A 12,417-nucleotide genomic window follows, 5' to 3' on the forward strand; every position below is an offset into this window, starting at 1 on the left:
CATCGCTCATTTTAAGGGAGGAGGAAAAAAATGAAAGTATTTATGAATTTAGCGTGGTTTTTTAAACAAGAAAAACGAGCGTACATAACCGGAATTATTTTATTATTTGGCGTTGCACTTTTAGAACTGGTAGCACCAAAAGTAATTGGGATTGTTGTAGATGAAATTAATGAGGGAACATTAACGACTGATAAGTTACTAAAATGGGTCGTACTCTTAGTAATTGTAGGTATTACGATGTACATATTACGTTACGTATGGCGTATTATGATTTTCGGGTCTTCATTAAAGTTAGCTCGCCAATTACGGAAAAATTTGTACGAACATTTTACAAAGATGAGTCCATCTTTCTACCAGTCAAATCGCACGGGGGATTTAATGGCACATGCGACTAATGACATTCAAGCCATTCAGCAAACTGCTGGAGCAGGTGTTTTAACACTTGTTGATTCTTTAGCTGTTGGGGGATGTGTACTCGTAGCGATGGGGTTTACAATTAGTTGGAAGTTAACATTGTTAAGCTTAATTCCGATGCCGATTGTAGCAATATCGACAAATTATTACGGATCTTTATTACATAAAAGGTTTCATAAAGCTCAGCAATCGTTTTCGGAAATCAATGATAAAGTGCAAGAGAGTATGAGTGGGATGAAGGTAATTCGATCGCTTGGACAGGAGAAAGAAGATTTACAAGCGTTTCGAAAAAAATCAGAAGATGTCGTACATAAAAATATGTTAGTTGCACGTATTGATTCGTTATTTGATCCAACAATCGCTCTTATCGTAGGATTTTCTTTTTTAATCGCAGTATGTTACGGGTCAGTATTAGTTGTGAGAGGTGAATTAACAGTAGGTGATCTCGTTACATTTACGACGTATTTAGGTACCCTCGTTTGGCCAATGTTAGCGTTTGGATGGCTGTTTAATATTATGGAGCGTGGGCGTGCTTCGTATGACCGTGTAGAAAAAATCCTCTCGCAAAAATCAGATGTAGTAAATAGAGAAAATGCTGTACATACAATAGCGAGCGGTAATGTTTCGTTTGCCGTTGATTCATTTTCGTATAAGAAAAATGAATTGTTACATTTAAACGATATTCACTTTGATTTGAAGAAGGGCGAAACGCTAGGAGTTGTAGGACGTACAGGCGCAGGAAAAACGACTTTATTAAAATGTTTAATCCGTGAGTATGATCATTTTAATGGTGAATTAAAAATTGGGGAGCGAGATATTCGAGATATAACACTTCATGGTGTCCGTTCTGCCATTTCATACGTGCCGCAAGATCATTTTTTATTTTCAGCAAGTATTGGCGAGAATATTGCCTTTGGAAAGGCGGATGCTACATATAATGAAATTACCCAAGCAGCAGAGATTGCTTGTATTCATAATGACATCCTCCAATTTTCAGAAGGATATGAAACAGTAGTAGGGGAAAGAGGTGTTTCGTTATCTGGTGGTCAAAAACAGCGAATCTCTATTGCTCGTGCTTTATTAACAAATGCTGAAATTTTAATTTTGGATGATTGTTTATCAGCGGTAGATGCAAAAACAGAAGAGACGATTTTAAGTGCCCTAAAGAGGGAGAGAGCAGGGAAAACGACGATTATTACTGCACACCGATTAAGTGCAATTCAGCATGCCAATCTTATTCTTGTTGTTGATGAAGGTAGAATTGTACAAAGAGGTACACATGAGGAATTAATGAAGGAAAACGGCTGGTATAAGGAAATGTATGAAAGCCAGCAATTAGAGGCTTTAGTCGAGAAAGGAGGCGTATGATGGTAGAGAAGAAGCGAAGTGATTTAAGTAGATTGCTTTCCTATATGAAGCCATATAAAGGGTTACTATCTTTAGCATTTATCTTTTTAGTTGGTGCGACAGTAACGGAAATGATGGGTCCTTTTTTAATTAAACAATTCCTCGATGAACACCTAGTACCGCGGGATTTTGAACGATCAGCGCTTGTTACTTTATTTGTAATTTACATAGTTGCTCATTTATTAAAAGTACTATTTACGTATTTAAATCTATTGTACTTTCAGAACATTGCTTTTAAGATTGTTCAAGATATGCGAGTTGAAGTATATGAACATGTTCAAAAGCTGTCATTAAGTTTCTTTGATCGTACGCCGATTGGTACACTTGTATCGCGTATAACAAATGATACGGAAGCGATTAAAGATTTTTATGTCAGTGTATTATCAACATTTGTAAAAAATGTAGTCTTTTTAGTAGGTATTTTAGTAGCGATGTTTTTATTAGATGTAAAATTAGCGCTATTTTCTCTCGTATTAATTCCGATAATGTTTGCGATTATGGTATTATATCGCCGGAAAAGTGCAGCTTTTTATTTAGAAGTACGTAATCAACTAAGCGTGTTAAATGCAAAGTTGAACGAGTCCATACAAGGAATGAATATTGTTCAAGTGTTCAGACAAGAAAAACGTATGAGAAAAGAGTTTGAAGAAGTGAATAATAAACATTATAGTGCAGGGCGACGTACTTTGAAGTTAGACGCATTACTTTTACGACCAGCTACGGATTTAGTACATATTGTAGCTATTGCGTTAGTACTAGGTTTATTTGGGATTGATGCTTTAAAGAGCCCTGTTGAAGTAGGAGTTTTATATGCTTTTGTTAACTATATACATCGTTTCTTCCAACCTGTAAATGAGATGATGATGAAATTGTCCTTCTTCCAACAGGCACTTGTTTCGTCATCACGTGTATTTCATTTAATGGACGAGAAAGATTTAGCACCGGTTCAAAAAGGTAATGAGAATCCTCAAATCGTGGATGGAGATATTGAATTTAAAAATGTTACTTTTTCATATGATGGAAAGCGTGACGTTTTAAAAAATGTATCATTTCACGTGAAACAAGGGCAAACGGTTGCTTTTGTTGGGCATACTGGTAGCGGAAAAAGTACGATTATGAATTTGTTAATGCGATTTTATAATATTAAGTCAGGAAATATTGTAATAGACGGTGTAGATTTAGAAAAATTTGAAGAACGAGAAATTAGAAAGAAAATAGGACTCGTATTGCAAGATGCATTTTTATTTGCTGGAAATGTAAAGCAAAATATTCGTATGTATAATGAAGAAATTACGGATGAAGAAGTAAAAGAAGCTGCTCGATTTGTGCAAGCGAATACGTTTATTGAAAAGTTACCAAAACAGTATGAAACAGAAGTAGTAGAAAGAGGTGCAGCATTTTCAAGCGGTCAACGACAATTAATTGCTTTTGCTAGAACGATAGCAACGAATCCGAAAGTATTAGTATTAGATGAAGCAACAGCTAATATCGATACAGAAACAGAAGAGGCTATTCAAACAGCGTTGCAACAAATGCGAAAAGGTAGAACGACGATAGCCATTGCGCATAGGTTATCTACAATTCAAGATGCGGATCAAATTTTTGTGATGCATGATGGAGAGATAGTAGAGAGAGGGACACATCAAGAATTATTAAGTGAGCAAGGTTTGTATTATAATATGTATTTGCTACAAAATAAAGTGAGTTTGCAAAAGGCCTTGTAATACAAGGTCTTTTTTATTTTGTATACAAAATATGTTTACTCTTTGTTTCTATAGCATAAATGTCGTGTCCTCTTATGAAACTTGTACATATTGTATGTATACGAAGTAAAAAAATGATAGGAGATTTTATATGCAAAACAGATCAAGTTCAAATGTTACGTTTATTGATGTGTCTCATTGGGAAGGGAATATTGATTGGAATGCAGTGAAGGCATCTGGAATTCCAGCAGCGTATGCAAAAGCGACAGAAGGTGTAAACTACATTGATCCTACTTTTACTAAGAATGTACAAGCAGCACGAAATGCGAATGTATTAATTGGTGCATACCATTTTGCACGCCCAGAACAAAATGATGCAATTTCAGAGGCAAAATATTTTGTGAGTATATTACAAAATAACCAGACAGACTTAATGCCAGTTCTGGATTTAGAATCACCAATAGATCCGAGTAACAGTAATTTAACTGGTAACGCTATATCGAATTGGGCAAGAAGCTTCATAAATTATGTGAAACAGGCTACTGGAAAAGATGTAATGTTATATACAGGAGTTTGGTATATTAATGAGTTCGGAATTAGCGGATTAAGTGATATACCGCTTTGGATTGCTAAATACTCGAGTACACCGCCTGCTGATGCTGGTGGATGGACAACGTGGACAGCGTGGCAGTACACAGATTCTGGACAAATTTCAGGCGTAGGAAATTGTGATGTATCAGCTGCAGTTTCATTAGAAGCTTTAAAAGGGAATGGAGCAAGTGGTGGAGGTAATGTTTCCCCGCCTAATAATGCAACTCCAGTGTACGGGGTTGCTATAATTAATGGAGATAATGTGAATTTGAGAAGTGGACCATCTTTGCAGTCTAGTGTAATTCGCCAATTGAATCGTGGCGAAACATATGAAGTTTGGGGAGAACAAGATGGATGGCTTTGTTTAGGGACAAATCAGTGGGTATATAATGATCCGAGTTATATTCAGTATAAACATTATGTGGCAACTATTACTGGTGATAATGTAAATTTGCGTGATGCTCCATCATTAAATGGAAATGTTATAAGACAGTTACATCATGGTGAATCGTATCGAGTATGGAGTAAGCAAGATGGATGGCTTTGCTTAGGGACAAATCAATGGATATACTATGATCCAAGTTATATTCAGTATGGTGTACAATAGAGTGAAAATAAAAGGTGCCCCGTCAGAGGTGCCTTTTATTAAAAATATACAACTTTTACAAAGTCTATATCGAAACCATAGTATACTATAATAGATATATTTATAAAAATAATCGAAAATGAAATAAAGGGGTAAAAATATGAATTATGTGCTAATAGGTGCGGTTTTAATATTATTAGCTGTAGTATTTGTGCTGTTTTATAAAAATAAACAGTTAGAATCAGAGAGTCAGCAAGTAGAATTTGAAAAGAAACAAGCGATTGAAACGTATAAAAATGAAATTGCAGCTACGGTGATAGAGCATAAAGAACAACAAAATAATTTAAAAAATATGGAACAGAAAAAATACAATGATTTACAAGTAAGTGCAAATAGAGAAATTGAAAATATGCGTATGATGAAAAATCAATTAGCTGTGCAGCATAGTAAAGAACGTAGTGAAATGCAAAATAAACATAATAACGAAATACATATGTTTCAAAAACTAATTGCAAATCTACGAGAATATACTAAAAACGGCGCTGAAATGAATACGTACGAAACATTACATTATATGAAACGAGGATTCATAGAGCAAGGCACCATATTAGATGCTGAAATTCAAATCATGCCGAATGTTTTTATTAAAAATAATAGTGAAATAAACGATAATCGAATCCATCATCTCATCTTGTGCAAAACTGGTATTTATCTACTTGAGACGAAAGAATGGGAAGAGAAATTAATTCATGGTTTAACGAAAGAAAATGCTGGTATATATTCATTTATGATTGATGAAATGGGTAAGTATCAACAAGAAGTTGAAAAAGAAGAGACATTTGAATATATAGTAGGTAAAGATTCGTCAACTATACAAGTGAAAAATGAAGGGAATCCAGTATATAGGGCGAAGAAACTATCTCAAATTTTATACAGTGCTTTGAAAGAAATGCAGGCTAATAGTATAAAAGAAAAAGTAAAACCAGTTGTATATTTTTATAATAAAAATGGAAAAGAAATAGTAGACCTTTCTAGTGAGGAAACACCTAGATTAAAAGATCGGGAGCAAATTGTAACGTTCTTTAGAAATGAAATATTAGCAGGGGAAGTATTATATACAGTGCAAGAATTAGAACAGATTCAAGAAATGATTAGCCGGATGAATTATATAGTGAGTTAAAAGGGGAGATCTTTCTGAACGCTATGCTACGTGGCATTTTGTATGTCTCTTTTTGTTTATATATAGTAATGTACATTGTATTTATATTCGTCATTGATATGGTCCATATACCCTTAAGTGTAAGCAGCATTTTTGTAGTATTCATACCATTTGTTTTATTAGTCATGATTCAAAGGGCTATTTTATATGTTTCTAAAAATCGTAATGAAGAAAAGAAGCAAATGTTGGGGGGGTTAATAGTAGCACTCATACCATTAATAGTGTGCACTGTACAACTAAGTGTAAATGAATATACATCAAAGTTTAATCAAAATAGATGGTTAAATCATGCAGATAAGCGGGTACATATGGTAGATGATCTATTACAAAAATATAAATTAAAAGGGAAATCAAATGAAGAAATTACACAATTGTTAGGAGCCCCAACGGAAACGAGAAGTGGGGGAGAAGGAGTTATCACTTTGTATTATCTTGGGACTGAACGTGGCTTTATCCCAATAGATAGCGAACAGCTTATTTTACAATTTGATAGAGATGGTAAAGTCATGGAATATACGGTGCATAAAGATTAAAGAAACGTGGAGGGTAGCTATATGTTATAGCTTCTTTTTTATTTTTCAATATGTCAAGGAAGGGGGAGAAGGTTTTTGAGTGGAATAAGGAATGAAAGCGGAGGTGATGCATATATATAGATGCATTGGGCGATTATTCGCCCGATTGGTGAGGGTTAATAATCAATAAGTACGGACAAAAACCCCACTGATGAAAGTTTCACTTTATCATATTGTATAAATGAAAAGGAGGTAAGACGGTGAAAGCAATCCCGACTGATGTCCTGAGTAAAGAATTGATGGAAAGAGAAGGAGTTATATCTATTACAGTAAAGGAATTTGAAAAAATAGAAGTAGCTGGAGTAGTAGTAGCTGGTCCAGCGGTTATTTTGATTAATCAAGATTAAGTACATATCATTGAAATAAAAAGCATCCATCTAGGATGCTTTTTATTTGTATGTAAGGATAAATATGATGGATAATTGTGTTACTGGAGGGAAAGTCTGTGGCAATTATTATAACAATGTTAGTAATGGGTATTTTATTAGGATTTGTTGGAGCTGGAGGAGCTGGGTTTATTATCGCGATACTCACTTTAGTATTTCATATTCCTATTCATGTTGCTCTTGCAACATCTTTAACTGCAATGGCGTTTACGACATTATCAGGTGTTGTCAGTCATTACCGTGAAGGTAATGTAGCACTTATTATAGGCGGGATTGTTGGGGGATTTGGCGCAATTGGCTCTTATATTGGTTCTAAATTTGGTTCACTTATACCAGCACATCTTCTTCATTGGTTTACAGCTGGGATGTTATTTTTATCGGCAATTTTTATGTTTATTAAATTAATTATGTTCCAAAACAAAGAACAGTCATCTTTATATAAGCATAAAGAGTTTTCCATGAACTACTTGTTGAAATGTATATGCCTTGGATTAGTTACTGGAATGATGGCTGGTTCATTTGGGATTGGTTCTGCACCGTTTATTCAGCTTGGATTAATGGTTCTATTGGGATTAACGATTCAGCAATCTGTAGGGACAACAATGCTTGTTATATTACCGATTGCAATTGGAGGCGGTCTAGGATATAGTTCGGAAGGATATTTAGATTATATATTGTTATTGCAAGTATTAATTGGGACCATGTTAGGGGCATATATTGGCGCGAAGTTTACAAATTATGCACCGCGAATGCTTTTGAGGTTTTCGATGATTATGACACCGGTTTTAGCTGGATGTATGCTATTGATGGAGTAAGGTGAAATTATAATAAGTAGGGGGTTACTGCTTACAAATAGCGGGATAAAATTAATATAGCAAACTATTAATATATTTTACGAATGAATTATGTAGGTAATTCATATTTCCCATATAAAAGGATTTGTTTTAATATTATGAGTGTAAAGTTCGAGTATTCGAAGTACTACTTGAATTATATCCCTATCCCTTTTCTAAAAATGCGAACAAGTTTTGCCCTATTCTATTCAATAGTTAATTGCATAGAAATATATTGTTCGATGACCATTATGGAACGTACATAATGGGAAAATCCCGATCCTTAAAGAGGATGCCCCTAATCTTCATGTGAAAATATGATCGGATAAGAAAGCTGACCAATTTATGGTCGGCTTTCTTTTTGTTCAAAAACAATTTTTTCTTTAATTTCTGTTTGTAATAATACAGTTTTTCCGAAGCGACGTTTGCATTCCGCACGCACTTTTTCAATGGCTAGTAGCTGAGTAGTCGCGGGAACTGTGACAATAGCTTGGCGAGCCTTTCGATTTTCTTCACAAAAGACACATTCCACAACATAATTAGAAATCATATTTTCATCCTTCCAGTTTTAATTTCTAAAAAAGGATTGTCTATGAAGTTGATGTAATTTTTCGTCATTGTTTTTTTATTTTCCTCTTTTTTTCAAGGGGAAAATAAAAAAGAGGGCGAATTTTAGTAGGGGAGGGATGTTTATGGAGAGATGGATAGGTAGTGCAGCGGTATGTGTAAATGAAAGAAATGAAGTTTTAATGGTACTGCAGGGCAAAGAGGGAGAAGAAAAAAGATGGTCTGTCCCAAGTGGAGGACTTGAAAAGGGAGAGACAATAGAAGAATGTTGTATCAGGGAAGTTTGGGAAGAAACAGGTTACAATGTGGAAGTGGTAAATAAAATATATGAAAAAGAGGGTATTACATACGGTGTTCCAGTGTATGTCCATTATTATTTTGTTAAACAAATAGGCGGTAATATGAAAATCCAAGATCCTGATGAGTTAATACATGAAATTGCTTGGAAAGGGATACATGAAATTGAACAATTGTGTTTAGCTTTTCCAGAGGATTATGAATTGCTGTGCCAATATATAGATAAAGAAGCAAGTATGTAAATACTTGCTTCTTTAATGTATCCAAGACAAGAAAAGCGGAACGATAACTAAACTAGCGCCTGCTGTTAAAAGCATGGATAAACTTGCAATTGTTCCTTCCACAGGACCGATTTCGAATGCTTTTGATGTACCGGTTCCATTTGCGCTCGTTCCTAACATAATACCTTTTGCGATTGCTGTTTTAATGCGGAAAATGCGTATGAGAGAAGGACCGAGCAATGCTCCTGTTAAGGCAGTTAAAACGACAAATACAGCAGTTAATTGTGACATACCACCAATCATTTCTGAAATAGCCATTGCGATTGGTGTTGTTACGATATGTGGCGCTAAACTATGTTCTAGTGATGAATCAATTTGAAAATAATTTGCTAGTAGTGCTGAAGTAATGACTGATAAAAACGAACCGACAATGACATTAAGTAAGATAGCCATTCCATGTTTCTTTAATAAATCAAAATATTTATAGATTGGCCATGCAAAAGCAACTGTTGCAGGCTTTAATAATTCAGTTAACCAGTGACCACCAGATTCATATGTTTCATAAGGTGTATCTAATCCGAGCAATAAAGCAATTAAAATAATGGGACAGACGAGAAGAGGAGAAAGTAGACTCCAATTCCAACGTTGATACATTTTTTTTGATATCCAATATGTGAATAGTGTTAATAGTAAACAAAGAAATCCGATCATTGCGTTGATCCTTTCCGCTTTAGTAGCAATTCTGTTAAAAGTCCTGTAACTAAGGTAACGCAAAGAGTGCTAATCATAATAATTAAAATGAGATCGATTCCATATTGTGTTAGTGTATCTCTGTAACGTATGACAGCGACTGCAGAAGGGATGAAAAATAAAATAAGTTCTTTTAATAAAAAATCTGCTCCGTCCTGTATCCATGCTTTCTTAACTAGGTTAAATTTTAATGAAATTAATAATAAAAAAATACCGATTATACTTCCTGGAACTGGGAGGTGTGCCTGTTTTGCAATCCATTCACCTGTCCAAGCGAAACAAAATAGTAACAAAATTTGTCCGCTTAACTTCCACCATTTCATACAGTAACCACCTCTTTCTTTTTTTACATAAAAATTGTAAAAAAGAATTAACAATTTCTACTATACGTTCATTCAAAATATTTGTCTAATATATAAATTATATGTTATTAATATATTAGACATATTAATCGAAAGTGAAAAGGGTGTCCAAAAATGGAATTACGGCATTTGCAATATTTTGTTGTTGTGGCAGAAGAGTTACACTTTGGACGGGCAGCTGCTCGTTTACAAATGACACAACCACCACTTAGTCAACAAATACAGCAATTAGAAAAAGAAATGGGAGTTACATTATTTTCAAGAACGAAAAGAAAGGTTGAACTAACAGAAGCAGGAGAAATGTTTTTAAAAGAAGTAAAAAAAGCGTTTGAACAAATTGAAAAAGCAGTAGAAGTTGCACAAAGTGCGCAAAGGGGAGAAGTAGGATCACTTTCAATTGGTTTTGTAGGTGCGGCGATATATGATATTTTACCATCAATTGTTAGGGAATATAGAAAGAAATTTCCGAGAGTGTCTGTTGCATTACATGAATTGTCAACACCAGATCAAGTTCATGCACTTCATGATAATCGTATTGATATTGGCTTTTTACGTCCACCAATTCCAACACAATTATTAGAATTAGAGCCAATTCAAAGGTTATCTTGTACCTTATGTTTACCAAAGGCACATCCACTTGCAGAGAAAGATGAAATACATATAGAAGATTTACGAGATGAGCCGTTTGTATTTATTACGAGACCAGTATGGCCAGCTTTGTATGATACAATTTTATCTCTTTGCAGAGAAGTTGGATTTAGTCCACGTATTGTACAAGAAGCAACAGAGTATCAAACAGTTATGGGGCTTGTAGCGGCAGGGATTGGAATTACAGTAATACCCGTATCGGCAAATAAGTTATATAAAACAGAAGTTGTATATAAAGAATTATATGATTCTAATTTTGTGGCAGAAATGTCAGTGGCTTACAAAAAAATGAATAGTAATCCAGAGTTGCTAGAGTTTTTAAAAATTGCAAGAGAGAAGAAAAGAATAGAAGTAGAAGATGAGTAATAGTAGTAACAGAAAATGAAGTTAATTCAGATTTATAAAAGTACACCTTGTTAAACAATAAAGCGGAAGTGCAACTTAAGTTGCATTTCCGCTTTATTGTTCTTTTTTTAGCTCGATACTAAATAGATAAACGTGTTCATTTTCTTTTAAGAGTAGATCAATACCTTTGTCTTCGTCAATTGTAGGGACGCTTACAGTTTCTTTACTTGTTTGGATTACAGCAGCTAAAATTGTTTTTTGATTGTATTTTAAATTTTTTATAGATTGGATTGTAGTAGTTGCGGAGCTATTTACGCTTGGTGGTGCTTCTTCATGAACAAGCGTTGAAGCACCTTCAATATTCATATACCACTGCCTTTTTTCTTGTATATCTTTATCGAATTGGAAATGTGGTGGTAAAAAAGAAAGCTTTACTTTCTTTTTTGAAAAATGTGAGGTAGCTATATTAGCAATTTCTTTTGTTTTTTTACCATTGTTATAATAATCAATTGTAGCATTTATTTCATCTTTATCATTTTTAAGCGTAACGTTATAAAACATGCTATTTCCTTCTTGAAAAGGAGTCATTTGTAAAATAGAAGCTTGCTCTTTTGTTAATTTGTATGGCTCAACAATGGCAACTTCATTGTTTTTTATTTGGCTACAACTTGTGAGTAATAATAAAAACAAGATTGATAGTAATTTTATACGCATGCAATCTCCTCCTTTTTACAATTATATTCTAAATGTGATTTTTTATCATTTCGTTTTCTAGGACTAAAGACTTAGAAGAAATTCCGATTGTAGTGCGATGTTTAAAATGTCATATTTTTATACACTAGTAGTATAGAATGCGTATGTAATAAGGTAGGGGAAGAATTTTATGTCTTTATGTCGGTTAGCGAGAAAAAATATTAGAACATTTGCTACCAAAAGGATGAAGCAATTTATGTGGATTGCTATGAGTATTATGATTTTGTTTTTTATGATATCGTTACAATTTAATGAAGGAGCTATTTTGAAAGTAGGGGATGCATTTGTATTTCAAATGTATTTTTACACACTGTTTATTGTACTAATTTTCATATGTATTTTTACTACATATAAAATGATGTACTCCTTTGCTAGTGAGGAGAGAGGAGTTTATATCTTATGTAGCAGAAAATATAAAAAGAAAAGAAGTGCTATGTTTATTATGTCAGGAGCAATTATTCATTTATGGAGCAGCGTTTGTTTTGGATTAGTTAATGGGATGTTATTTTTAAAATTATTTACGATTATCTTTATAAGAATAGCAGGAATACAAGGGATAAATAGTGCACCGATTACAATATATGCAATAGTAGTAGTGAGTATAATTATGATTGTTATCCTTCTATTATCCATGGTGCAATGTTTTCGATTTGTTCAAAGTTTACAAGATAAAAATTCGTTGCATTTCAAGAAAAAGGCATGAGAAATCATGCCTTTTTCCATTTTACACATAAAAATAATCATGTTACAGTGAAAAGACCTG

The 12,417-nt window shown here is 33.8% G+C and carries 13 protein-coding genes and 1 pseudogene; 10 read left to right on the forward strand and 4 right to left on the reverse strand.

Translation table 11 applies throughout. The features are described 5' to 3' along the window. The first annotated feature begins 30 nt into the window (after positions 1–30). The 7 genes from IQ781_RS25055 to IQ781_RS25085 all read left to right on the forward strand — a co-directional run bounded on the left by IQ781_RS25055 (position 31) and on the right by IQ781_RS25085 (position 7,693). Positions 31–1,782: an ABC transporter ATP-binding protein gene (locus tag IQ781_RS25055; protein ID WP_139846896.1), complete on the forward strand. Its 1,752-nt coding sequence runs from the start codon at positions 31–33 to the stop codon at positions 1,780–1,782. After that, positions 1,782–3,545 carry an ABC transporter ATP-binding protein gene (locus IQ781_RS25060; RefSeq protein ID WP_000229520.1) on the forward strand — a complete coding sequence of 588 codons (1,764 nt, stop codon included), beginning with the start codon at positions 1,782–1,784 and terminating at the stop codon, positions 3,543–3,545. The genes IQ781_RS25055 and IQ781_RS25060 overlap by 1 nt, the downstream gene beginning before the upstream one ends. Positions 3,546–3,675: 130 nt before the next feature. Further along, on the forward strand, positions 3,676–4,722 hold the full coding sequence (locus IQ781_RS25065; RefSeq protein ID WP_001181393.1) for a GH25 family lysozyme: 1,047 nt from the start codon (positions 3,676–3,678) through the stop codon (positions 4,720–4,722). Between the two features lie 139 nt (positions 4,723–4,861). Further along, positions 4,862–5,881 (forward strand): NERD domain-containing protein, encoded by a 1,020-nt coding sequence (locus IQ781_RS25070; RefSeq protein WP_016125126.1) that lies wholly within the window; start codon positions 4,862–4,864, stop codon positions 5,879–5,881. Between the two features lie 23 nt (positions 5,882–5,904). Beyond that, positions 5,905–6,453 (forward strand): hypothetical protein, encoded by a 549-nt coding sequence (locus IQ781_RS25075; protein ID WP_016125125.1) that lies wholly within the window; start codon positions 5,905–5,907, stop codon positions 6,451–6,453. Positions 6,454–6,692: 239 nt separating this feature from the next. After that, a complete protein-coding gene (locus IQ781_RS25080; RefSeq protein ID WP_000644411.1) occupies positions 6,693–6,839 on the forward strand; it encodes a BC1881 family protein in 147 nt (48 codons plus the stop codon). Positions 6,840–6,937: 98 nt separating this feature from the next. Continuing rightward, positions 6,938–7,693, forward strand: a complete 756-nt coding sequence (locus IQ781_RS25085; protein WP_000974659.1) for a sulfite exporter TauE/SafE family protein — start codon at positions 6,938–6,940, stop codon at positions 7,691–7,693. Positions 7,694–8,054: 361 nt separating this feature from the next. Here IQ781_RS25085 and IQ781_RS25090 read toward each other — a convergent pair whose 3' ends face one another. Next, positions 8,055–8,261, reverse strand: coding sequence for a DUF3903 domain-containing protein (locus IQ781_RS25090; protein WP_000625222.1), 207 nt, complete (start codon positions 8,259–8,261; stop codon positions 8,055–8,057). A gap of 142 nt (positions 8,262–8,403) precedes the next feature. Here IQ781_RS25090 and IQ781_RS25095 point away from each other — a divergent pair, with 142 nt between their 5' ends. After that, a complete protein-coding gene (locus IQ781_RS25095) occupies positions 8,404–8,817 on the forward strand; it encodes an NUDIX hydrolase (protein ID WP_016125124.1) in 414 nt (137 codons plus the stop codon). A 12-nt stretch (positions 8,818–8,829) separates the two neighbouring features. On the opposite strand, the gene IQ781_RS25100 is transcribed toward IQ781_RS25095, so the two are convergent. Together IQ781_RS25100 and IQ781_RS25105 are read right to left on the reverse strand one after the other, a co-directional pair. Continuing rightward, a complete protein-coding gene (locus IQ781_RS25100) occupies positions 8,830–9,507 on the reverse strand; it encodes an LrgB family protein (RefSeq protein WP_016118473.1) in 678 nt (225 codons plus the stop codon). Next, entirely contained in the window at positions 9,504–9,869 is a 366-nt protein-coding gene (locus IQ781_RS25105) for a CidA/LrgA family holin-like protein (RefSeq protein WP_139846895.1), read from the reverse strand. Before IQ781_RS25105 ends, IQ781_RS25100 begins: the two co-directional genes overlap by 4 nt. A 153-nt stretch (positions 9,870–10,022) precedes the next feature. On the opposite strand from IQ781_RS25105, the gene alsR reads away from it, so the two are divergent. After that, positions 10,023–10,922, forward strand: coding sequence for an acetoin biosynthesis transcriptional regulator AlsR (gene alsR / locus IQ781_RS25110; protein WP_000423234.1), 900 nt, complete (start codon positions 10,023–10,025; stop codon positions 10,920–10,922). Between the two features lie 93 nt (positions 10,923–11,015). Here the strand turns inward: alsR and IQ781_RS25115 are convergent, their stop codons facing one another. Further along, on the reverse strand, positions 11,016–11,615 hold the full coding sequence (locus tag IQ781_RS25115; protein WP_001220617.1) for a hypothetical protein: 600 nt from the start codon (positions 11,613–11,615) through the stop codon (positions 11,016–11,018). Between the two features lie 169 nt (positions 11,616–11,784). Here IQ781_RS25115 and IQ781_RS25120 point away from each other — a divergent pair. Continuing rightward, positions 11,785–12,357, forward strand: a pseudogene (locus IQ781_RS25120) (ABC transporter permease). Positions 12,358–12,417 lie beyond the last annotated feature (60 nt).

The organism is Bacillus sp. N447-1 (assembly GCF_022701035.1).
Taxonomy (GTDB): Bacteria; Bacillota; Bacilli; order Bacillales; family Bacillaceae_G; genus Bacillus_A; species Bacillus_A cereus.